We start from the raw sequence: 22,129 nt of genomic DNA, 5'->3' as shown, positions 1-22,129 counted from the left end.
CCACCGGGCCCGGCTCCGTACCACCACGGCAGCCGGGCCCGCGCGCTGCCCGGGCCGCACCGGGCGGATCTGCCGATCGGCAGATGTGGCGGCGGACCACCGCGAGCCATGCTGGACACGCAACGACCGAAGGAGAGGCAGGCGCCATGACACGGGTGGAGAACGCGCCCTTACGACGAGCGGCCCGCGCCGGGGACCGGGCGCGCCGCCGGCCCGCCCTGATCGGCTGGGCGGCCGTCGCCGCGCTGACGGCCTACGGCCTCGCCCACGTCCACTGGGCCCTGGGCGGGTCGGGCTTCCCGTTCGGCGCCGACGACGCCAACCCGGAGTACTCGGCCTTCGAACACGTCGGCCGGGACCGGCTCGCGCCCTGGATGGCGGCGGGGTTCCTGCTCAGTGCCGCGGTGGCCGTGCTGCTCGCGCTGCCCGGCCGGCGCCGGGTCCCGACCCGGGTGCTGCTCGGCGCGACGGGGCTGTCCGTCGCCGCGGTGCTCGGGGCGATCGCGGACTTCCGGATCCTCGGCAACCTGGCCTACGTGTTCATGCTGAAGTTCAGTGCCATCAACTGGACCGTCATCAACCAGGTGTTCGCGGTCGTCGCCGTGGGGCTGATGGCGATGTCGGCGGTCACCTACCAGCGGCGCACCACCGGGGCCTGTACCGCCTGCGGGCGGACGGACTCGCGGGCCGACTGGACCTCGCGGGAGTCCGCCGCGCGCTGGGGGAGGAAGGCGGCGTACACCGCGGTCGCCGTGCCGTTGGTGTACGCCAGCACGCGCTGGGCCTGGGCGCTGGGCTATCCGCTCGGCATCTCCGACAAGATGTGGGAGGAGGGCAAGGAGGACAACCTCTGGCTGGTCGGTTCCGCCCTCGCCACGATGGGCGCGCTCGGCTCGCTGCTCACCCTCGGCCTGGTGCAGCGCTGGGGTGAGGTGTTCCCGCGCTGGATCCCCGGACTGCGGGGCAGGCGGGTGCCGCCGGCCCTGGCGATCGTGCCGGCCTCGCTCGTCGCCGTCATGGTCACCACCGCCGGGATCATGTACATCCGCCTGCACTTCCAGGGGGCCTTCGAGGACCCGGCGGCGAACTGGGGCGCCACCGTGCCCGAGACCATCTGGCCGGTGTGGGGCGCGGCCCTCGCGGCGGCCACGCTCGCCTACTACTTCCGGCGGCGCGGCGCGTGCAAGCGCTGCGGCCGGGGTGGGCCGCAGGACGTGGCGGCACAGCCGGCGCAGCACCTCGATTCGAATTCGTCGATGCGTGCTTGAGCGGCTGCCCGGCGCCGGATTCAATGACAGGAAATCCCTTCCGAACCCGCTGATTCACAGACCGGCGGCTTCGGGCCCGTCTTCCCCCGCCGGGCCCGGAGCCGCCTTTTCACGTGTTCTCGCATCGGCCGGAATTCCCGCCGGGATCTGCTGAACGGCAGATGCGCCGAGCGGATCCCGGGCCGCAGTCTTGATTCCACGACGACAGGAACCGCGCCCCGCGGGGAGCGGTGGGAGAAGGACAACCGTCATGGCCGACACAGCCGTTGAAGAGCCGGACAGCCTGCGGGCACCGAAGAACTCCGAGGACCCCGCGCCCCGCCGCCGCTGGTGGCACCGGTGGCCGGACTGGTCGGGCCGCCTGGTCGTGGTGTGGTCCGTCCTGTACGGCCTCGCGGGCCTGTACTGGGCCCTGGGCGGGGACGGGTACCCCTTCGCCGAGGCCGTCGAGGACCGTTCCTCCTCGTCGATCCTGGAGCCGAGCAGCGCCGCGGTCGTCGCCCCCGTGATGGCGGTGTTCGGTGCCGTGGGGGCCGTCGCCGGGACGCTGATGGTCCGCGGACGGGGCACCGGCCGCACCCGCCGTGCGCTGCTCGCGTTCGGCTGGACGGCCGGCGGCCTGCTGACCTTTCTGATCCCCGACTACTCGCTGCTCGGACTGCTGGTGTTCTCGCCGGTGCTGCTGGTGTTCGTCTTCACCGGGGTCCCGGGGCCGCAGGACCTCGGCGACATCCTGTACTGGCACCGCATCAACCTGATCATCGTCTTCGTCGGCGGGCTGCTCTGGATCGCCACCACGCTGGCCTACCAGCGCCGGACGGGCGGCAGTTGCGTGCGCTGCGGGCGCGGCGACCGGGCGGCGGCGTCCTGGACCGACCCGGCGGCGGCACTGCGCTGGTCCCGCTGGGCGGTGTGGACCGCCGTCATCTCCACCCTGCCGTACGACATCACCCGGATCGCCTGGTACTTCGGCTGGCCGCTCGGCATCACCGACGAGTTCCTGAAGGACATGCAGGACACCCCGAACATGCTGGAGATGGGCCTGGCCCTGGGGGTCGTGTCCACGCTCGGCAGTCTGCTGATGCACGGTCTGATCGCGCGGTGGGGAGAGGTGTGGCCGCGCTGGGTGTGGTTCAAGCGCGGCCGGCCGGTCCATCCCGCGACCGCCGTCGTGCCCGCGTCCGTCGTGGCCGTGGTGCTCATCCCGGCCGGCCTGATGGCGATCCGGGACTTCGACCCGCACATGTGGGGCACGCTGGGGCCGTCCGTCTTCTGGGCGGTGTGGGGCGTCGCCCTGGGCGTGGCGACCTTCGGCTACCACCTGCGCCGCCGCGGCGGCTGCGCGCACTGCGGCCGTGGCTGATTCCCGTTGCAATTCCGGAGATTCGCCAGGTGTCCGGAAATCAATTTATTGATCTGCGATGGAGAGGCAATGCCCGGCACTTGTTGAATTGATTTCCGTCCGCCGAACCCACGGCAGAACCGACGAGAGACATGGAGGAACGGGAATGAAGAGGATCGTCCGCGCATTGGGCGCCGGTGTGGCCGGGCTCGCGCTGGTCGGCGCCGTGCAGGGCACCGCCCAGGCCGCCGGCACGGACACGGCCGCGTCCGTGCCCAGCTGCGTGGTGGCCAAGCCCTACTACCTGGTGACGATCACCGTGCAGATCACCAACAACTGTTCGACCACCCAGCAGGTGAGCGTCGAGTACAGCAAGGGCGGAGTGCCGTCCGTGCCGGACAAGTGCCACACCGTCGCACCCGGCCAGACGGTCAGCACCAGCGAGCCCTTCTGGATCGCCGACCGCTACGTGGGGCTCATCCCCTGCTGAGCCGCCGCCCGGAGCACGCCGGGGCCCGGAACCAGTCGCTGGTTCCGGGCCCCGGCCGTGTCCGCGTCGGTCAGGTCGCGCGGCGGAAGCTGCGGACCGCCAGCGGCGCGGTGACGGTCACGATCACCACACAGGTGCCGAGGGTGGCCAGCACGGTCGCCGTGCTCGGCTCGCCGAGCGCCAGGTCGCGGGCCGCGGTGATCGCGTACGACATCGGGTTGACCTCGGCGAACGCCCTCAGCCAGCCGGGCAGTCCCTCGGCCGGCACGAACGCGTTCGAGGCGAACAGCAGCACCATGTTCACGATGCCGCCGATGGGCTGCAGGGCCTCCGGCTTGCGCACCCACGCGGACAGCGCCATGAACACCCAGCCGAGCGACCAGCCGAGCACCACCGCGACCAGCACCGCGCCGAGCGAGCCGAGCACCCCGCCGTCCGGGCCGTACCCGAAGACGAGGGCGGCGGCCGCCAGCATCACCAGCATGTTGACGCAGTTCAGCACGGTGTCGGCGATGCTCCGGCCGACCAGGACCGACCCCGTGTGAATGGGCATCGCCTTGAAACGGGCGATGATCCCGTTGTTCATCTCGGTCGTCAGCGCCACCCCGGACTTCAGGCCGGCGCTGATGGAACCGGTGACCAGGAAGGCGGGCAGCAGGTAGTCGATGTAGCTGACGCCCGCCGGGAAGGCGGAGGTCTGCGAGACGCTCTTGAAGACCTGGCTGAACACGGTCAGCATCAGGATCGGCTCCAGGACGCCCGGCAGCACCAGCGCCGGCTCGCGCAGCGCCCGCAGCGAGCGCCCCGACAGCACGGAGACCTGCCGGAGCACGCCGGCCCCGCCGTACCGGAGCGGGCGCGTGAGTGCGGGGGCCGGGGCCCCCGCTGTCTGATCGGTGGTGAGGGTCATGGGGGCATCCCTGCCTAGCGTCCGTCGGAGTGGTTCAGGGCCATGTACACGTCGTCCAGCGAGGGTTCGCAGAAGGCGAGCCCCGCGAGGTCCACGCCCGCCTCGTCGGTGGCCCGGACGACCTGGGCCACGGCGGTGGAGTCCCGTACGGGCATCGTCAGCACCAGGCCGTCGTCCTCGTGCGCGGGGCTCAGACCGGCCCTGCGGAGCGCGGCGGCCGCCAGCTCCCGGTCGTCGGCGCCGCGCACGGTGACCGACACCGACCGGTGCCCGATCCGGTTCTTGAGCTCCTCGGCGGTGCCGGACGCGACGACCCGGCCGGCCGACAGCACCGTGATCGAGTCGGCGAGGACGTCCGCCTCCTCCAGGTACTGGGTGGTCAGCAGCACGGTGGTGCCCTCCCGGACCAGCCGTTGGACGACGTCCCACAGGGCCCGGCGGGCCGTCGGGTCGAGCCCCGTGGTGGGCTCGTCCAGGAAGATCACGTCGGGGTCCCCGACCAGACTCGCCGCCAGGTCCAGGCGCCTGCGCATGCCGCCGGAGTAGTTCTTCACGGCGCGGTGGGCGGCGTCCGTGAGGGAGAACAGCTCCAGCAGTTCCTCCGCGCGGGACGCCGCCTGGGCGCGGGTGGCGCCCAGCAGCCGGGCGATGAGCAGCAGGTTGGCATGCCCGGACAGGGTCTCGTCGACGGCCGCGTACTGTCCGGTGAGCCCGATGCGCCGGCGCACCTCCTCGGGGTGGCGCACCACGTCGACCCCGGCCACCCGGGCCTGACCGGACGTCGGCAGGGCGAGCGTGCTGAGGATGCCGACGAGGGTCGTCTTCCCGGCGCCGTTGTGCCCGAGCAGGCCCAGCACAGTGCCGTGCGGCACCGTGAGGCTGACCCCGTCGAGAGCCTTGGTGGAGCCGAACGCCTTCGTGACGTCGGTCAATTCGATCATCGGGGTGTCCATGGAATTCCCTTCGCTCGATCCCGGAAGTCCGCTACCGGTCTTCGGGCGTTTTCAGGGATGACCGAAAGGGACCCCATGGGCCGTCACCTACAGCTGTACGGTAGCCGTGCGGCGGGAATTCATGGAGCATGGATCAGAACTGTTGAAGTGGAATTGCCAAATTCCCGGAAATGGCTGTCCGCGTGGTTGCCGCGCCGCAGCGGCGTGCGGCGGCGTCAGCGCGGGGGAAGGACGGCGGTGACCCGCCAGCCGCCGTCGCCGTGGCCGCCGTACTCCAGGCTGCCGCCCAGCGCACCGACCCGCTCGGCCAGCCCGGTCAGTCCCGTGCCGCCACCGCGCCGGCCCCCGTCACCGAGCAGACCGCCGGGCTCCGTGATCGACGGCGGACTGTTGGTCACCGACACGGTCAGGACCGGCTCCGCGACCTCGGGACCGAGCGTCACGGACACCGAGACCAGCGGCGTGGCCGCCGCGTGCCGGCGGATGTTCGTCAGCGCCTCGACGACGATCCGGTGCGCGGTGCTGGCCACTTCGCGCGGCACCTGGGCGATCTGCTCCGGCGTCAGGTCCATGTCCAGGCGCACCTCGGACCGCCCGGCCGACCGGAACCGGTCGACGACGTCGGCGATGTCGGGCAGCCCGTACGCCCGCGTCTTGCCCTCCCCGGCGGCCGGGGCGGCCGTACCGGCACCGTCGTCGAGCATGTGCACGGTGCGGTCCATGGAGCGCAGCGCCTGCTGCCCGGCGGTCTCGATCTGGCTCAGGATGGGCATCACCTTCTCCGGGTGGTCGCCGCCGACCACCTGCGCGGCCTGCGCGAGAACCACGATGGCGGACACGTCGTGGGCGACGAAGTCGTGCAGGTCCCGGGCGAGTTGGAGGCGCTGGTGGCGGCGCGCCTCGTGCACCGAGCGCAGCCGGCGGCCCTCCAGCCCGCGCAGATAGCCGCCGACGGCGCACGCGGCCACCGCGCCCAGGGCGAAGAACGTGCACTGCGCGGCCGCCTCCAGCAGCGTCGGCGGCACCTGCAGGCGCAGGATCACCGTGGACGCCAGGACGCCCAGCACCGCGCACAGCACCACGGCGGCCCGCGCGCCGGCGTACCGGGCGACCAGGCAGACCAGCAGGAGGGTGGCCCCGATCTCCAGCAGCGTCACCAGGCCCGTCGACTGGCGCTGCACCGGAGGGTCGCCGAAGAGCGTGCCCAGCGCCGAGGCGACCGCCACCACCACGGCCGTCGGCACGATCGGCACCCGGTCGCGCCGGCCGGCCACGGCCAGCGCGCCGAGCACCGCGACCATCATGGGGACGACCGCCCGCCAGCCCGCCGTGGGGCCGGTGACCAGGCCGCCCGCGACCGTCGCGGCCGCGAGTACCGCGCAGAGCGGCTGGAGGAGACGGCCGCGGACGAGATTCCCGGACTGGTTCCCGGTTGGCAGGGGCATCCCGCCGATTCTAGTGAGGCATGGTCAACTCCGCCCGGCGGTGGGCGACATGCCCGATACGAGCGGCCGCGCAGGCTGCGGCGCCCAGCCGTGCACGTCCAGCAGACGGCGCACCTCCTCCGTGGACGACTGCTCCACGACCAGCTCCACCCGGCCGCTCGGCTGGTCCACCGAGTGCTCGATGCTGACGTCCTCGATGTTCACCCCCGCCTCGCTGACCGCCGCGAACAGCCGCGCGAGCGCCCCCGGCTGATCCGGCACGGACACCGGCACCGTGACGTACTCGGCGGGCGGCGTGCCGTGCTTGCGGGGCACCCGCGCAGCGCCCCGGGAGCCCCGCCGCAGTACCCCGTCCAGGTCGGCGGCCGCCCGCCGCCGCCGCGCGCCGTCGGCACTGTGCAGGGCGCGCAGCGCGGCGACGGTCCGGTCCAGATCGGCGGCGCAGGCCTCCAGCACGTCCGCCACCGCCTCCGCGTTGGCCTCCAGGATGTCGCCCCACAGAGCGGGCTCGCCCGCCGCGATGCGCGTCATGTCCCGCAGCCCCTGGCCGGACACCCGGATGTGCTCGTCGTCCGCATCGGCCAGCCGGGCCGCCGTCAGCGACGACACCAGATGCGGGGCGTGCGAGGTCAGCGCCACCGCCCGGTCGTGCGCGACGGCGTCCATGATGACCGGGGTGGCGCCGCACAGCGCCACCAGCTCCAGCACCGGGTTCAGCGCGGAGCGGTCCGTGGCCTCCGCCGGGGTCAGCACCCACAGCCGGCCCTCGAAGAGGTCGGCCCGCGCCGCGAGCGGCCCCGAGCGTTCCCCGCCGGCCAGCGGATGCCCGCCGACGTAACGGGCCGGGTCGCCGCCCGCGAGGACGAGGTCCTGGTACGGCCGCTCCTTGACGCTGGCCACGTCCGTGTACGTCCCGGCCAGCCCCTGCTCCTGGCAGCGGGCGAGGACCGCGCCGACGTGCGCGGGCGGCACCGCCAGCACGGCGACGTCCACCGGGGCGGGCGGGGGAGCGAGGGAACCCGCGCCGAGGGCCTCGGCGGTCCGGGCCGCGGTGGTGTCCCGGTCGTCGAGAAACACCGCCACGCCCCGCCGGCTCAGCGCCAGCGCCACCGAGGTGCCCACCAGTCCGGTGCCGATGACGGCGGCGCTCCTCACAGCCCCACCTCCGCCGGCTCCGCGGCGCACGGCCCGGCGGCCCGGGCCGTCTCCGCCCGCACGAACCGGGCGAGCCTGGCCACCCCCGCCTCGATCTCCTCGGGACCGAGGCTGCTGAAGGACAGCCGTATCGCCCGGTCGCCGCCGGCCCCCGGGTGGAAGTGCGCCATCGGCGTCCACAGCACGCCGAACTCCTCGGCGGACCGCACGAGCGCGGCGTCGTCCGCGCGGAACGGCACCCGCAGCGTGAGGAAGAACCCTCCGTCCGGCCGGTTCCAGTCCACGCCGTGGGCGGTGCGCCAGGACTCCGGCAGCTGCCGGTCGAGCTCGTCCAGCAGGGCCCGCAGCGCGGCACCGTAGTGCTTGGCGGGCCCGGCGTTGTACGAGACGAGACTGCCCTCGGCGGCCAGCAGGGCGCCGGCCACCGCCGCCTGGCTGAGGGCCGGGGTGTTCACCGTCACCATGCTCTTGATCCTGGCCAGTTCGTCGGCGAGCAGCCCCTGCCGGCCCCCGGCGTCCACGACCGGCTGGTCGGCGACCACGAAGCCGATCCGCGCGCCCGGGAAGACGCTCTTGGAGTACGAGCCGAGATGGACGACCCTGCGCGCGTGGTCGAGGGACTTGAGCGTGGGCAGCTGCGGGCCGGGGCTGACCAGCCGGTACGGGCTGTCCTCCAGGATCAGCAGATCGTGCCGGCCCGCAATGTCGAGCAACTGCTCGCGCGCCGCCCGGGACAGCGTGGTGCCGGTCGGGTTGGAGTGGTCCGGCACCAGGTACAGCGCCCGGGGGCGGCGTCCCGCGGCCCGCTCGGCGCGGATCGCCGCCTCGACGTCCGCGCACCGCAGCCCGTCGGCGCGTTCCTCGACCGGCACCACCGGGATGTCCAGCAGCCGCGCCGCGCCGGTGATGCCGACGTAGCACGGGCTGACGACCAGGAGCACGTCGTCGGGGCCGGCGAACAGCGCGCGCAGCGCCAGCAGCATCGCCTCCTGGCCGCCCACCGTGACCACGACCGACTCCGGTGACACGTCGATGCCCTCGTCGGCGCGGAGCGAGCCGGCGATCAGCTCCCGGATCCGCCCCGCCGTCGGCCCGTACTGGAACAGGGCCGTGCGGATCGCGTCCGGGGAGGCGCCCTGCCCGGCGAGGTGGTCCAGGTAGCGGCGGACGTGGGCGAAGATCTGCTCGGTGTCGAAGAAGCCCTCGTACGGCCGTCCGGGCGCGAAGGAGATCGCCTCGGGGAAGCGCTCGGTGACCTCGTTGAGGAAGTTCATGGTGTCCAGCACCGGGTCGCAGACGCTGCGGTGCAGCTCCTCCCTGCGCAGCCGCGCCTCACCGGGACGGGCGGGCCCGCCCGGCGGCACGTGCTGCTCCGCCGGACGCTGTCCGGTCGGCGGCACCGGCGGGGTACGCAGCAGCGCGGGGCCGGCGTCCGCGACGGTCGCGGTGCCGGTGAGGGCCATGGCGTCGGCGAGCCCGTCGGTGAACAGGCGCAGCACTCCGGCCACGCCGTCCCGGCCGCCGGCCGCCAGACCGTGCAGGACCGGACGGCCCACCAGCACCGCGTCCGCTCCCAGCGCCAGCGCCGCCAGCACGTCGGACCCCCGGCGCACACCGCCGTCCAGGAGCAGCGGAGTGTGCCCGCCGACGGCCGCGGCGATTTCGGCGAGGACGTCCAAGGTGGCCGGGGCGCCGTCCAGTTGGCGTCCGCCGTGGTTGGACACCACGATGCCGTCCGCCCCGGCGGCACGTGCCCGCACCGCGTCCTCGGCGGTCAGCACCCCCTTCACCAGCACCGGAAGCCGGCTCACCGAGCGCAGCCAGGCCGGCACGGACCAGTCCATGCCGGGGTCGAGCCCGCGGCGGCCGTGCTCGGCCGGGGACGAGTAGTCGCCCACCGGCAGGTTGGCGGGTGTGATGCCCCGCGGCAGCCGGAAGCCGTTGCGCTCGTCCCGCAGCCGGCGCCCGAGCCGGGGCGCGTCCACGGTGAGCACCAGTGCCTCGAACCCGGCGCGCTCGGCGCGTTCGACGAGCCGGCGGGTGGTCTCCCGGTCGCGGAAGCAGTACACCTGCAGCCACAGCGGTGCCTGCGCCGCCGCGGCGATCTCCTCGAACGGGCGGCCCGCGAAGGTGCTCACGACCAGCGGGACGCCGAGGTCGCCCGCGGCCCGTGCCGTCGCCGTCTCGCCCTCGGGGTGCATCAGGGTGTGGTACGCCATCGGCGCCACGGCGAGCGGCGCGGCCCAGCGGCGGCCGAGCACCGTGGTGGCGAGCGACGGGACGCCCGCCCCGGTCAGGACCCGCGGCCGCAGCCGGACCCGGTCGAAGGCGCGCAGGTTCGCGGCGAGGGTGCGCTCCTCGCCGGCGCCGCCCTCGACGAAGTCCCACACGGCCGGCTCCATCCGGCTGCGGGCACGCTCGGCGAAGTCGGCGACGGTCAGGGCCGGGCGGAGGTCGCCGGCGGTGTCCGGCCGGCCGGTCATGCGGTGACCGCCCTGGCCCGCTCGACCGCCTCGTACAGGGCACGGATGTTGGCGCTGCCGAAGCCCTGCGCGCCCTGCCGCTGGATCAGTTCGAAGAACAGGGTGCGGCGCTCGAAGGGGGAGCGGGTGAACAGCTGCAGCAGGTGCCCCCACTCGTCCCGGTCGGCGAGCACGTTCGTCTTGCGCAGGTCGGCGATCACCGCCTCCAGCGAGGGGATCCGCTCGGCCAGCGCGTCGTAGTAGGTGGCCGGGGTGCGCAGGAACTCCACGCCCCGCGCCTCGAACTCCAGCACGGCGGGGACGATCTCCTCGACGAGGAAGGCCAGGTGCTGCACACCGCCGCCGCCGTTGCGCACCAGGAACTCGTCGATCTGGCCGGGCTTGCGGGACACGTCCGGCTCGATGACCGTGAACGTGATCCCGGCGGAGGGGCTGCGCACCACGATGGAGTCCATCGCCTGCTCGCCGACGGCGACGTACTCGCTGTAGAACTGCTCGAAGCCGAAGCCGTCGAGGTAGTAGCGGACGACGTCGTGCAGCGTCCCGGCCTCCAGGCACACCGCGACGTGGTCGAGGGCGGCCAGCGCGGGCGCCGGCGCGGACCCGGCCGGCGCGGACGGCCCGACGCCGGACCAGTCCCACCTGGCGGGCAGCACGGCCGGCGCCCCGGGCTCCCGCCGCACGAGGGTGTGGCGCACCGTGCCGAAGCCCGACACGACGAGCGTCTCCGGCGCCGGCCCGGTCAGCGCGCGCCCGCCGGCGGCCACTGCCTCGTCCCGCACGGCGACCGGGTCGGTGCAGGCGAAGGCGATGTCCACCACGCCGTCGCCGTGCGCGGCGAGGTGACCCGCGGCGGCCGGCCCCGCGGCGACGACGAGACGGACGGCACCCTGCTCCAGCAGCACCCCCTCCAGGCCGGCCGCCGTGCCGCGCGCCCGCGCGCGGAAACCGAACGCGGACGTGAAATAGGCGCAGGTCGCCTCCAGGTCGCTGGTGAGGATCTCGATGTATTCGACGTCGTGTGCGGTCACGTTGTTTCCCCATCCGATGTGTCGGGTGCGGCGGCATTCGATTGAGCCCGCCGTTCTCGGGCCGGCGGGCGGAACGGCACTCTTTCTGTCACCTTGCTGAATGGCGGCCGGACCGGCCGGGCGTACAGGAGCGGTGAAACGGCCCGTCGCTGACATTTACCTGCCAGTGGACCGGCCCCGGCGAGACCATTTCGAAAACTTCTCTAGGATGTTCCGCGGAGCCAGACGGCTGCTTTTTCGTGGAGGGGACTGAAATGCCTGGTGAGAGCGGATCGGAACTGGACCGGCTGTTGCCCGAATGGCATTTCCGGGAAGTGCACCGGATTACGGTGCCCGGTACGACGGACCAGGTGATGCGGGCCGTCCGTGCGACGACCTGGTCGGAGGCGCCGCTGGCCCGTGCCCTCGTGGCGCTCACCCGGGCTGATGTGTCGGCCGAGCGCCGTATCGTCTCCGACTACCTGAGCGGCATGGGCGAGGTGATCCCGGCCGGCGACGACGAGTTCCTGTTCGCCGGGGTGCAGTCGCCGCACGACGTCCCCCGGCCTCCCGGCACCATTTCCGAGATCGTGACCGGATGCCATGAGCCGGGAATCCTGAAGGTCGGCATGAACGTGCGCTTCGCGGGCGGGACGCTGAGCACGGAGACGAGGGTGCTCGCCACCGACGCGCGCACCCGCCGCTCGTTCGCGCCCTACTGGTGGCTGGTGCGGTTCGGCAGCGGGCTGACCCGCGCGTCCATGCTGCGGGCGATCCGCCGCAGGCTGGTGCGCGAGGTCGGCGCGGCCTGATCCGGCGGCGGTGTTCCGTCCGGTGCGCCCGGGCGGAACACCGCCATGTGCTCGGGCAGCCGCCGCCACAGCGCGGGCGTGTAGAAGTGGCCGCCCTCGAGGCGGGTCGCCTCGAACGGACCGGTCGTCAGCCCGCTCCAGCCGGCCAGGTCCGCCTCGGTGAGGTCGTCCTGCTCGCCGTACAGCAGCTGCAGCGGCGCGTCCACGCGGTCGCCGTCGCGGAACCGGTAGGTGTCCGCCACGACCAGGTCGGCGCGCAGCACCTCGACCGCCATCCGCAGCAGCTCCGGCTCGCCGCGCACCGCCTCGGAGAGCTGGCCCATGGTGAGCATCCAGTCGAGGAGTTCCCCGTCCGTGTTGCGCGGATGCGGCGGCACGTCGGTGTGCCGGGACAGTGCGGCGGGCGCGTGCGCCGCCGACACCACCACCGCGTCCGGCTCCGCCAGGCCCGTGAGCCGGGCGCGCACCGCGAGGTCGAAGGCGACCCAGGCGCCCATGCTGTGGCCGCACAGCACCACCCTGCGCCCGGCGAGCGTGCGCAGCGCGGCCAGGGCCCCGTCGAGCAGCTGCTGCCAGGTGCGGGCGAACGGCTCGCCGTAGCGGATCTCGCGGCCGGGATAGCAGTACAGCGCCAGTTCGGTGTCCTCGGGGAGGCTGTCCGCCCAGGGCCGGAAGGGCGCGGTGGCGCCCCCGCAGAAGCTCAGGCAGAACAGCACCCGGCCGGCCTGCGGTCGGGGGAGCGGGCGGATGAGGTGCCCGGCCATCCGGCCTCCTTTCCGAGGGCTCGTGTCGGCTCGCGATCGGTTCGCAGCAACGTAGCGGGTGGGGCCGGCCGGCGGCACGGACGGCCAAGAAATCTTCGATGCCCCGAAGTGACGCTCGGTGGCCGGAGGCCGACGCAGCGGTGACGAGCGGGCCCTCCCGCGGCCCTGCCGGACCTGCGGAACACCGCCCGGGGTCACGCCGGCCCGAACCGTGCAGGGCGGCCGAAAGACCCGCAACACATTATTCAATTCTTCTCATTGAAAACTCTCGAACGCACGGTCGGTGCGATCTCCGGGAAGTCTTGTCCGAGCGAATCTCCGCTGCGTACAGTCGAGCCGAATTGCGTGACCGTGCCAGGAAGGAAGACGCCCATGGCCAATCCGTTCGAGGATGACAATGCCGAGTACTACGTACTCGTGAACGACGAGGGTCAGCATTCCATCTGGCCCGTGTTCGCGGAGATTCCGGCCGGCTGGGAAAAGGCGCACGGCGCCGCTTCCCGCCAGGAATGCCTGGACTACGTCAACGAGCACTGGACCGACATGCGCCCGCGCAGCCTCGCGGCCGCCATGGACGCCGGGGCCTGAGGGACAGCTCGGCCGAACCCGTCACGTCGCACACCGAACCGTCTAGGAGAAACAACGTCATGCCGATACTTGCCGAAGACCGCCGGTCCGCTGTCAAGGAAATCGTCTGCGACATCCTCGAGCTGGAGGAGGACGAGGTCACCGACACCAGCCTCTTCATCGACGACCACGGCGCCGACTCGCTGCGTGCCATCGAGATCCTGGCCTCCCTGGAGAAGGAGTTCGGCATCACCATCGACCAGTCCGAGCTGGCCCAGATGGTGAACCTCGAGGCGGTCTACAAGGTCGTCGCGGAGGCTCCCGCCCGCTGATCCGGGCACCGTCCCGCCGAACCGAAGGTTTAAGGGGAAAACATGTCCTCAGTACGCCCCGGCGGCGTAACCGGAAATCGCCGGGTGGTCCTCACCGGCTTTGGAGTGATCTCCAGCATTGGCATCGGGGCCGAGGAATTCACCGAGAGCCTGCGGGCCGGCCGCAGCGGTGCCAGCCCGATCTCGCTGTTCGACGTCGAGGGCTTCGCCCACGTCAACGGCTGCGAGGTCAAGGGGTTCGACCCCGAACAGTGGATCTCCCGCACCCCGGTGCGGGAGTTGGGGCGCGCCAGCCGCTTCGCCGTCGCGGCGGCGGTCATGGCGCTGCGTGACGCCGGTCTGGATCCCGCGGACCTCGCCGGCCGACGGGGACTGATCTCCGTCGGCACCACGGACGGCGAGTCCTACGAGCTGGACCGGCTGGTGGCCGCCGAACTCGCCGACGGTCCGGAGCGGATGGACCCCCAGATCGTCCGGCGGGTATCGGCGGCCCGGCTCTCCACGGCCATCGCGCACGAGCTGGACCTCACCGACGTCGAGGCCCCCACCATCGCCACCGCCTGCTCCGCGGGCAACTACGCGATCGGCTACGGCTTCGACGCGGTGAGCTCCGGCGAGGCGGAGTACGCGCTGTGCGGCGGCGCGGACGCCATGTGCCGCAAGACGTTCACCGGCTTCTACCGGCTCGGCACCATCGCCCCCGAGGTGTGCCAGCCCTTCGACGTGGACCGCAAGGGCATCCTCACCGGTGAGGGCGCCGGTCTGCTGGTGCTCGAAAGCCTGGAGTCGGCCCTGGCCCGCGGCGCACGCATCTACGCCGAGGTCCTGGGCTACGGCCTCAACTGCGACGCGTTCCACCAGGTCGCCCCGAAGGGCGACAGCGTCGCCCAGTGCATGAGCCTCGCGCTGGCCAACGCCGGCGTGAAACCCGCGGAGGTGGACCTCATCTCCGCGCACGGCACCGGCACCAAGGCCAACGACATCACCGAGGCCGCCGCCATCCGCTCGGTGTTCGGCGCCGACACCCCGCGCACCATCTCCCTGAAGTCGATGCTCGGCCACACCATGGGCGCCGCCAGCGCTCTCGGCGCCATCGCCTGCGGCCTCGCCATCACCCACCGCTTCATCCCGCCCACCATCAACCACCGCCGCACCGACCCCGAGTGCGAGATCGACTGCGTGCCCAACCAGGCCGTCGACGCCGACCTGCGCGTGGTGCAGAACAACGGCCTCGCCTTCGGCGGCAACAACGCCATCGTCATCCTCGGCAGATACGACCGGGACGGTGACATCGGATGACGTACCCCATCACCGGTACGGGCGCGGTCGCCGCCATCGGCGCCGACCCCGGCGAGATCTTCGACAGCCTCTGCGCCGGCCGCAGCGGACTGGCGCCGCTGAAGGCCTTCGACCGCTCCCGGTACCGGGCCCAGCAGCTGTTCGAGATCGACGACCGCCCAAACCCCGGCCTGGACGAGCCCGGCCGGGCCGGCCGCCTCCTCGCGGAGGCCGTCCGGCAGGCCGCCGCCGACGCCGGACTGCCCGAGGACCTCGGCGGCATACCCGTCCTCGTCGGCACCGGACTGCGCGAACTGCGCTCCCTGGAACTGTGGTGGCGCGACGGCACCGTCTTCGACGCCGACCGCCTGCACTTCGAGAACGTCCTGCGCGAGCGGTTCGCAGCCGTCGACACCCACACCTTCGCGGGGGCCTGCTCCGCCTCCCTCTACGCGCTGGCCCTCGGCTGGGACCTGCTGGAACTCGGCGAGACCGACACGGTCGTCGTGGCCGGCTGCGACGTCGTCACCGAGAGCATGTTCGGCCAGGCCGACCGGGTCCAGTTCGACCCGCCGCCCTCCGTGCGCCCCTTCGACCAGGACCGCCGGGGCACCATCCTCGGCGAGGGCGCCGCCGCCGTCGTCCTGACGCGCGAGGCGCCGCCCGGCCGGCCCGTGCGGGGCCTGCTGCGCTCGGTCGCCGTCAACTGCGACGCGCACCACCAGACCGCCCCCGACGAGACGGGCGTCGAGGCAGCCGTCCGCGAGGCCCAGCGGCACGCCGGCGTCGCCCCGGCCGACATCGACCTGGTCGTCCTGCACGCCACCGGCACCCCGCTGAACGACCGCACCGAAGCCACCGTCACCGCCCGGGTGTTCGCCGGCGCCCGCCCGGCGCTCACGGGCATCAAGTCCCTCACCGGACACACCTCGGGCTCGGCCGGACTGCTCAGCCTGATCGTGGCGCTGCGCTGCCTGGAGGCCGGGGTCGTGCCGCCCATCGCGGGCCTGGCCGAGCCGCTGCCCGAGGGCAGCACCCTGCGCCTCGTCGCCGGCGAGCCCCTCGTCACCCCGATGCGCCTCGCCCAGGTCAACAGCTTCGGCTTCGGCGGCGTCAACGCCGTCGCCATCGTGGGAGGTGCCGCATGACGCTCGCCGTCTCGGGCGTCGCGGTGGCCCTGCCCGGCGCGTCCGGGCCCGACGCCCTGCTGCGCCCCGCCGTCGCCGGCGCAGGCCCCGTCGACCCCGCGGCCCTCATCGGCCGCAAGGGACTGCGCTTCAAGGACCGCGCCACCCGGCTCGGGCTCCACCTGGCGTATGCCGCGCTCACCGACGCCGGTCTCCTCGGTTCCGACGGCAGGGCCGTGACCGGCGACCGGGTCGCCACCGTGGTCAGCTCCAACCTCGGCAACGCGGACACCGTGTGCCGGGCGGTGGAGACCATCGCCAAGGACTCCACCGCGGCCCTGAGCCCGATGGACACCCCGAACGCCTCCAGCAACATCATCGCCTCGGAAACCGCCATCCGGTACGGGCTGCGCGGCCCCAACCTCACGGTGTGCAACGGCCGTACCTCCGGACTGGACGCCGTACGCTGGGCCGCCCTCCTGCTGCGCTCCGGGCGCGCCGACCACGTCCTGGTCACCGGCGTCGAACCGGACAACGAGGTCACCCGGCGGCTCGTCGGCGGGCCGGTCGCCGACGGCGGCGCGGCGCTCGTGCTGAGCCGCACCGCCGCGGGTGAGCCGCGCGCCCTCCTCGGCCCGGTCGTGCGCACCCCACAGCCCCTCGCCACCGTCGCCGAGCTGACCCGGCGCACCCCGCGCGGCGGACTGTGGCTCAGCACCGACGCCGGCCCCGTGCCGTCCGGCGCCCAGCGGGTCGCCCTGACCGGCTGGGGCGACCTGTCCGGCGCCCTCGGCGTGGTGCAGTGCGCCGCCGCCGTCGGCTGGTTCGCCGAGGGCGGCACCCGGCCGGCGTACGCCCTGACCGGCACCGCCGGAGCGGCCCTGCTCCCGCCCGGGGGTGCGGCATGACACGGGTGGTGCTGCTGCACGGACTCGCCAACAACGAGGGCATCTGGGCCCCGCTCGCCGGCCGCTGGCGCGACGGCGTCGACGTGCACGCCCCACGGCTGCCCTGGCACAGCGGCGGCATCGACGACTGGCGTCACGAGACCGACTCCGCGGCCCGGCTGGCCGAAGTGCTCGACGCGGCCCCGGGCGGCGCCGACGTGGTGGTCGCCCACTCGTTCAGCTCGGTGGTACTGCTCGACCTGCTCAGCCGCCGCGCCGCCGCGGGCGACCCGCTGAAGCTGCCCGGCGTCGTCCTCGTCAACCCCTTCTACCGGTCCGACGCCGACGACTTCCACTGGAACATGATCGCGCCGACCCTGGACGACTTCCCGCGGACCATGGCCGAGTCGATCCGGCTGCGCACCCCCGGCCACCACATCGAGGCCGACCGGCTGGCCGACATGGCCCGGCGCATGACGGAGTGGATCGGCCCCTACGGCTGGCTGCGGTTCTTCGACGCCTACCTGCGCACCCCGCTGTTCCGCGTGGACCTCGTCGAAACCCCGGCTCTGGTGATCGGCGGGGAGACCGACCGGTCCGCGCCCGTCGCCCAGGCCCGCCACCTCGCCGCCCGGCTGCCCGCCGGACAGTGCCTGGAACTGCCCGGCTGCGGCCACTTCCCGATGCTCGAGGCGCCCACCCGCTTCACCGGCGCCGTGCATGCCTTCCTCGACCGGATCCCGGACCCCGTCCGGCCCCTGGCGGACGCCTGAGAAGCCCCGCACCACCCGGCCGACCCGAAACACCCCGACACGAAGGAGTCCGTGATGGACCCGACGCCCCACCCCTCGGTGACGGCGCTGCTGCAGACCCCGACCACGGCGCGGCTGCGTCCCCTGTTCGAAGGCAACAACATCAGCTTCGCCATCGGCTTCAAGCACATCAACTACGTGGCCGAAGCGGCGGTTCTGCATCACTTCAGGGAAGCCGGGCTGCCCGTCGTGGACCTGTACCGGCGCCACGGACTGGGCTTCGACGTGGTCGACATCCGCTCCCGGCTCGGCGCGCTGCTCGCCGTCGACGACGAGGTGGAGGCCGTCGTCACGCCGAAGACCAAGGACGGCGAGAACCGGTTCCGCTTCCGGGTCGAGCAGTTCGTCGAGCGTGACGGCAAGCGGGTGCGGTGCGCGGACTCGACCCTCGTCGTGGCGCTGCGCGTCGACGGCCACATCCGCGCCGAGGAACCCTGGCCGGCCGGTCTCGAACGCTTCACGACCGCCCGCCTGGGCACCGGCGAACGGCTGGACCTGGCGGCCGCACCCGTGCCGTACGGCGAGTTCACGGCCGGCCGCGGCACCAGTGCCGACCCGGTGCTCGGCGAACTCATCGGCGAGACCAACGCGTTCGGTTGGCGCTGGCGGGTCGGCTACTTCTACTGCCACTACAACGAGCGCGTCCAGATGTCCGGCTTCCTGCGCATCATGGAGGAGGTCGAGGACCTGTTCCTCGCCGACCGGGGACTGGCCATCAAGGAGGTCCTCGACACCCGCGGGTGGATCCCCGTCGTCACGCAGTCCCACATCGAACTCCTCGACGAGACCGTGATGGAGGAGGAGCTCTACACCGTCTACACCGTCGAGAACATCTTCAAGACGCTGCTCTACACCACCCGCATGGACTGCTACGTGCTGCGCGACGGGCAGCTGGTGAAGACCGCCACCGGAAGCATCACCCACGGCTACCTCCACGAGAAGGAGCCCAACCAGTGGGAGATGGCGGAGTTCGACGAGGCCACCGTCACCGCCCTCACCACGCCCCGCAAGGCGGTGTCGTGAACGCCGTCATGACCGGGCCGCCGGTCATCACCGGCTGGTCGGCGGTCTCCCCGCACGGCATCGGCGCCGATGCCTTCGCCGAGGGCGTGCGCGCCCAGCGGCCCACCCTGGCCCCCGTGGACACCGAACGCTGGAACGTCCCCCACAGCCGGGCCCACCTGGTCCCCGGCTTCGAGGTCCGTGAGGTGCTCGGCAAGAAGGGCACCCGCTCCATGGACCGGGTCACCGGCCTCGCCGTCGCCGCCGTCGGCTCCCTGCTCGACCGGCCCGGAGCACAGCGCGAGACGGAGACCGGTGAGCGGGCCGCGCTCGTCCTGGCGACCACCACCGGCAGCGCCGCCAGCATGATGGACTTCACGCGCAGCTCCCTGGTCGGCGCCCGGCCCTACGACGTGGACCCGGCCGTGATGCCCAACGCGGTGATGAACTGCGCGGCCGGCCAGTGCGCCATCTGGTACGGCATCAAGGGCCCCAACACCACGCTGGCCGGCGGCCGGGCGGCGGGCCTGCTCTCCCTCAACTACGCGATCCGGCTGCTGTCCACGGGCCGCGCGGACACGGTGCTGTGCGCCGCCGCCGAGGAGTACTCGCACGCCCGCTACTGGCTGGAGCGGCACAGCCGAGGCCCGGAGGCACCCGGCGCCGCCCTCGGCGAGGGCGCGGCCGTCATGCTGGTCCGCCCCGCCTCCGCGGCCACGCCCGAACGCCCCGCGCTCGCCGAGATACTGGCGGTGCGATCCCGGGTCGCGACCGGCAGCCGGGTGCGCGCCACGCTGGAGGCCTGCGTGCGCTCCGCCCTCGAAGCGGCGGGCGTCGGCGCCGGCCAGGTGTGGGCGGCGAGCCCCAGCGACGCGCCGGGCCTGCTCGGCCACCTGGAGCGGGACGTCCTCACCGAGGTCTGCGGGGCGGCCGCCGTGGACCGGGTGCCGGCCGTCGGCCGGATCGGCGACGTGTCCGCGGCGTCCGCCCAGTTCCAGATCGCCACCCTGCTCGCCACCGCCGCCGACGACACGACGGCCGCGGGCGGCATCGCCCTGGTCACGTCCGCCGACCGGGACGGCTCCCTGGCCTGCGCGGTCCTCAGGCTGGCGGGTCCCCGATGAGCGGCGCGACCGCCACCGTGGTCAGCCCCGTCGCCGCCCGGATCGTCGTGGAGTCGCGCACCGGCGAGGGGCTGGCGTCCCGCGCCACGGCCGAACTGCGCGAGACGGAGCCGGTGTTCGCCGGTCACTACCCCGGATTCCCGATCTTCCCCGGCGTCTGCGTCCTGGAGTGCGTCCGCCGCGCCGCCCTCGACGCGGACCCGGCGTCCGCTCCCGGCACGCTCGCCGCCGTGGAGTCGGCCCGGTTCTCCGGCGCCGTCTACCCGGGCGACACCCTCCAGCTGGCCCTGACCTGGCAGCACACCGGCACCGCGTGGCGCTGCAAGGCCACCGCCACCACCTCCCGGGGCCCCGCCGCCCGAGTCCGCCTGCGCTTCGAGCCCCCCGGAGGTGCCCGATGACCGCCCTCGGCGCCGGCCCGGCCTCGTCCGTCGCCGCGCTGCTGCCGCACCGCTACCCGATGCTGCTCGTCGACCGCGTCGTCGACGTGGTCCCGGGCGAACGGATCCGCGCCGTGAAGGCGATCACCGTCAACGAGCCCTGGTACGCCGGCACGGCCCCGGACGCGGACCTCGCCTACCCGCCGAGCCTGCTCGTCGAGTCCTGGGGGCAGACGGCGGGCCTGCTCACCGTCGCCGGCGGCGGCGCGCCGGCGGACCAGATCATGCTCTTCGGCTCGGTGGCCGACGCCGAGTTCCACCACCCCGTCCTGCCCGGCGACGTCGTCGAGCACCGGGTGGCCGTCACCCGCACCTTCACCGACTCCGTCGTCTTCGAGGGCAGCAGCCACTGCGGCGACCGCACCGTGATGACCGTGGCGCAGATGGTGATGGCCTTCCGCCCGGCCGGCCTGCTCCGGCCCACCGGGCCCGACGCCCCCACCCCCACCCACCCGTCCGCCGCAACCGGAAATGAGGCCGAACGATGACCGAGACCAGGCCCGTGGCCCTGATCAGCGGAGGCTCCCGGGGCATCGGCCGGGCCGCCGTGCTCAAGTTCGCGGCGGACGGCTACGACGTCAGCTTCTGCTACCACTCCAGCCACGACGCCGCCGAGATCCTGGCCAAGGAGGCGGAGGCACTCGGCGCCCGCGTGCTCCACCGCGGCGTCGACGTCTCCGACGCCGCCGCGGTGCGCGACTGGGTCGGCGCCACGGAACAGGAACTGGGCCCCGTCGAGACCGCCGTCACCTCCGCCGGCATCACCCGCGACAAGGGCCTGGTGATGATGTCCGACGAGGACTGGCGCTCGGTGCTGAGCACCAACCTCGACGGTGTCTTCCACCTCTGCCGCGCCGTCACCTTCGGGATGATGAAGCGCCGCCGGGGCTCGCTCGTCAACATCTCCTCCGTGGCCGGCGTGTACGGCAACGCCACGCAGACCAACTACGCCGCCTCCAAGGCCGGGATCATCGGCCTGTCCAAGTCCCTCGCCAAGGAGGTCGGCCGCTACGGCATCCGCGTCAACGTGGTGGCCCCGGGATTCGTCGACACCGACATGGTCGCCGCCGTGCCCGAACGGCTGCGCACCGAGGCGCTGGCCTCCGTCGCCCTCGGCCGGATGGGCACCGCCGAGGAGGTCGCCGAACTCGTCGCCTTCCTCGCCGGGCCGCGCGCCGCCTACATCACCGGTTCCGTCTTCCAGATCGACGGGGGGATCGCCCTGTGAGCACCGTACGCGGCAGGAAGAAGCAGCCCAGGTGGTACTTCTCCCTGCGCAGCCCGTACTCCTGGTTCGCCTACCGCGACCTGCGGGACAAGTACCCCGACGTCCTCGACGGCATCGAGTGGATCCCGTACTGGGAGCCCGACGAGGAGTCCACCCGGCTGCTCGCCGACGCCGGCGTGACCCTGCCGGTGATGCCCATGCACCGCACCAAGAACTTCTACATCCTCCGCGACGCCCGCCGCTGGGCCCACGCCCGGGGCTGGCAGGTGACGTGGCCCGTGGACCGCGCCCCGCACTGGGAGGTCTCCCACCTCGCCTACCTGGCCGCCGAGGAGCAGGGCCTGGGCCGGCAGTTCGTCGACCTGGCCTACCGGGCCCGCTGGACCGAGGGCCGGGACCTCGCGGAACGCGGCACCATCGCCGCCATCGCCCGCGAGCTGGGCCTCGACCCGTCGATCGCCGACTCGGTCGACGACCCCGAGCTGCGCATCAAGGGCGTCGAGTGCCTGATCGCGGCCTACCACGACGACGCCTTCGGCGTGCCGTTCTTCGTCCACGGCCGCGAGCCGTTCTGGGGCGCCGAGCGGGTCGGCGCGTTCGTCGCCGCCGTCCGCGGCGAGGCCTGGGACGGCGTCAGCGACGCCCCCTTCGACGCGCTCCCGTCCCCGGCCGCGCCGGACGGCAGCCGCCCGGTCTGACA

Annotated in this window: 23 protein-coding genes; 16 read left to right on the top strand and 7 right to left on the bottom strand. The window is 73.3% G+C overall.

Annotated elements, in window-relative coordinates; genetic code table 11:
- Nucleotides 1-146: 146 nt before the first annotated feature.
- The 3 genes from H0H10_RS18560 to H0H10_RS18550 all read left to right on the top strand — a co-directional run bounded on the left by H0H10_RS18560 (nt 147) and on the right by H0H10_RS18550 (nt 3,100).
- On the top strand, nt 147-1,268 hold the full coding sequence (locus tag H0H10_RS18560) for a hypothetical protein (RefSeq protein WP_223180076.1): 1,122 nt from the start codon (nt 147-149) through the stop codon (nt 1,266-1,268).
- 250 nt (nt 1,269-1,518) lie between these two features.
- Complete coding sequence (locus H0H10_RS18555; protein ID WP_188182120.1) at nt 1,519-2,631, top strand: NYN domain-containing protein; 1,113 nt, start codon at nt 1,519-1,521, stop codon at nt 2,629-2,631.
- Between the two features lie 145 nt (nt 2,632-2,776).
- Nucleotides 2,777-3,100: an alpha-amylase inhibitor gene (locus H0H10_RS18550; RefSeq protein WP_188182119.1), complete on the top strand. Its 324-nt coding sequence runs from the start codon at nt 2,777-2,779 to the stop codon at nt 3,098-3,100.
- 70 nt (nt 3,101-3,170) lie between these two features.
- On the opposite strand, the gene H0H10_RS18545 is transcribed toward H0H10_RS18550, so the two are convergent.
- From H0H10_RS18545 to hppD, 6 genes are all read right to left on the bottom strand, one after another.
- Nucleotides 3,171-4,010, bottom strand: coding sequence for an ABC transporter permease (locus H0H10_RS18545; protein ID WP_188182118.1), 840 nt, complete (start codon nt 4,008-4,010; stop codon nt 3,171-3,173).
- Nucleotides 4,011-4,024: 14 nt separating this feature from the next.
- Nucleotides 4,025-4,963 (bottom strand): ATP-binding cassette domain-containing protein, encoded by a 939-nt coding sequence (locus H0H10_RS18540; RefSeq protein ID WP_188182117.1) that lies wholly within the window; start codon nt 4,961-4,963, stop codon nt 4,025-4,027.
- Nucleotides 4,964-5,178: 215 nt separating this feature from the next.
- Complete coding sequence (locus H0H10_RS18535) at nt 5,179-6,408, bottom strand: sensor histidine kinase (protein WP_188182116.1); 1,230 nt, start codon at nt 6,406-6,408, stop codon at nt 5,179-5,181.
- Between the two features lie 24 nt (nt 6,409-6,432).
- On the bottom strand, nt 6,433-7,563 hold the full coding sequence (locus tag H0H10_RS18530) for a prephenate dehydrogenase (RefSeq protein ID WP_188182115.1): 1,131 nt from the start codon (nt 7,561-7,563) through the stop codon (nt 6,433-6,435).
- Complete coding sequence (locus H0H10_RS18525; protein ID WP_188182114.1) at nt 7,560-10,046, bottom strand: aminotransferase class I/II-fold pyridoxal phosphate-dependent enzyme; 2,487 nt, start codon at nt 10,044-10,046, stop codon at nt 7,560-7,562. The genes H0H10_RS18530 and H0H10_RS18525 overlap by 4 nt, the downstream gene beginning before the upstream one ends.
- The gene (hppD, locus tag H0H10_RS18520; RefSeq protein WP_309141830.1) at nt 10,043-11,077 is read right to left on the bottom strand and encodes a 4-hydroxyphenylpyruvate dioxygenase; all 1,035 of its coding nucleotides are present in this window, start codon (nt 11,075-11,077) and stop codon (nt 10,043-10,045) included. Before hppD ends, H0H10_RS18525 begins: the two co-directional genes overlap by 4 nt.
- A gap of 329 nt (nt 11,078-11,406) precedes the next feature.
- Here hppD and H0H10_RS18515 point away from each other — a divergent pair, with 329 nt between their 5' ends.
- The gene (locus H0H10_RS18515) at nt 11,407-11,868 is read left to right on the top strand and encodes a hypothetical protein (protein WP_309141829.1); all 462 of its coding nucleotides are present in this window, start codon (nt 11,407-11,409) and stop codon (nt 11,866-11,868) included.
- Here the strand turns inward: H0H10_RS18515 and H0H10_RS18510 are convergent.
- On the bottom strand, nt 11,772-12,632 hold the full coding sequence (locus H0H10_RS18510) for a thioesterase II family protein (protein ID WP_188182111.1): 861 nt from the start codon (nt 12,630-12,632) through the stop codon (nt 11,772-11,774). The genes H0H10_RS18515 and H0H10_RS18510 overlap by 97 nt on opposite strands.
- A 372-nt stretch (nt 12,633-13,004) precedes the next feature.
- Between H0H10_RS18510 and H0H10_RS18505 the strand changes: the two genes are divergently transcribed.
- The 12 genes from H0H10_RS18505 to H0H10_RS18450 are packed head-to-tail and all read left to right on the top strand — an operon-like array spanning nt 13,005 to nt 22,127.
- Nucleotides 13,005-13,220, top strand: a complete 216-nt coding sequence (locus H0H10_RS18505; RefSeq protein ID WP_188182110.1) for an MbtH family protein — start codon at nt 13,005-13,007, stop codon at nt 13,218-13,220.
- Between the two features lie 59 nt (nt 13,221-13,279).
- Complete coding sequence (locus H0H10_RS18500; protein ID WP_188182109.1) at nt 13,280-13,531, top strand: acyl carrier protein; 252 nt, start codon at nt 13,280-13,282, stop codon at nt 13,529-13,531.
- 42 nt (nt 13,532-13,573) lie between these two features.
- Complete coding sequence (locus H0H10_RS18495; RefSeq protein ID WP_188182108.1) at nt 13,574-14,830, top strand: beta-ketoacyl-[acyl-carrier-protein] synthase family protein; 1,257 nt, start codon at nt 13,574-13,576, stop codon at nt 14,828-14,830.
- Complete coding sequence (locus tag H0H10_RS18490; protein WP_188182107.1) at nt 14,827-15,957, top strand: beta-ketoacyl synthase N-terminal-like domain-containing protein; 1,131 nt, start codon at nt 14,827-14,829, stop codon at nt 15,955-15,957. Before H0H10_RS18495 ends, H0H10_RS18490 begins: the two co-directional genes overlap by 4 nt.
- Nucleotides 15,954-16,844, top strand: a complete 891-nt coding sequence (locus tag H0H10_RS18485) for a beta-ketoacyl synthase N-terminal-like domain-containing protein (RefSeq protein ID WP_188182106.1) — start codon at nt 15,954-15,956, stop codon at nt 16,842-16,844. Before H0H10_RS18490 ends, H0H10_RS18485 begins: the two co-directional genes overlap by 4 nt.
- Nucleotides 16,841-17,596 carry an alpha/beta fold hydrolase gene (locus tag H0H10_RS18480; protein ID WP_188182105.1) on the top strand — a complete coding sequence of 252 codons (756 nt, stop codon included), beginning with the start codon at nt 16,841-16,843 and terminating at the stop codon, nt 17,594-17,596. Before H0H10_RS18485 ends, H0H10_RS18480 begins: the two co-directional genes overlap by 4 nt.
- Before the next feature lie 54 nt (nt 17,597-17,650).
- Nucleotides 17,651-18,658: a thioesterase family protein gene (locus H0H10_RS18475; protein ID WP_188182104.1), complete on the top strand. Its 1,008-nt coding sequence runs from the start codon at nt 17,651-17,653 to the stop codon at nt 18,656-18,658.
- An 8-nt stretch (nt 18,659-18,666) separates the two neighbouring features.
- The gene (locus H0H10_RS18470; RefSeq protein WP_223180082.1) at nt 18,667-19,761 is read left to right on the top strand and encodes a beta-ketoacyl synthase N-terminal-like domain-containing protein; all 1,095 of its coding nucleotides are present in this window, start codon (nt 18,667-18,669) and stop codon (nt 19,759-19,761) included.
- Nucleotides 19,758-20,162: a 3-hydroxyacyl-ACP dehydratase FabZ family protein gene (locus H0H10_RS18465; RefSeq protein ID WP_188182102.1), complete on the top strand. Its 405-nt coding sequence runs from the start codon at nt 19,758-19,760 to the stop codon at nt 20,160-20,162. The genes H0H10_RS18470 and H0H10_RS18465 overlap by 4 nt, the downstream gene beginning before the upstream one ends.
- Nucleotides 20,159-20,689: a 3-hydroxyacyl-ACP dehydratase FabZ family protein gene (locus H0H10_RS18460; RefSeq protein ID WP_188182101.1), complete on the top strand. Its 531-nt coding sequence runs from the start codon at nt 20,159-20,161 to the stop codon at nt 20,687-20,689. The genes H0H10_RS18465 and H0H10_RS18460 overlap by 4 nt, the downstream gene beginning before the upstream one ends.
- On the top strand, nt 20,686-21,429 hold the full coding sequence (gene fabG, locus H0H10_RS18455; protein ID WP_188182100.1) for a 3-oxoacyl-ACP reductase FabG: 744 nt from the start codon (nt 20,686-20,688) through the stop codon (nt 21,427-21,429). The genes H0H10_RS18460 and fabG overlap by 4 nt, the downstream gene beginning before the upstream one ends.
- Nucleotides 21,426-22,127: a 2-hydroxychromene-2-carboxylate isomerase gene (locus H0H10_RS18450; RefSeq protein ID WP_309141828.1), complete on the top strand. Its 702-nt coding sequence runs from the start codon at nt 21,426-21,428 to the stop codon at nt 22,125-22,127. The genes fabG and H0H10_RS18450 overlap by 4 nt, the downstream gene beginning before the upstream one ends.
- The last annotated feature ends 2 nt before the right edge of the window (nt 22,128-22,129 follow it).

Origin of the sequence: Streptomyces griseicoloratus (genome assembly GCF_014534645.1) — a bacterium.
Classification (GTDB): Bacteria; Actinomycetota; Actinomycetes; order Streptomycetales; family Streptomycetaceae; genus Streptomyces; species Streptomyces griseicoloratus.
The sequence above is the reverse complement of the archived record's forward strand: the minus strand, read 5'-3'. Positions and strand labels throughout refer to the sequence as shown.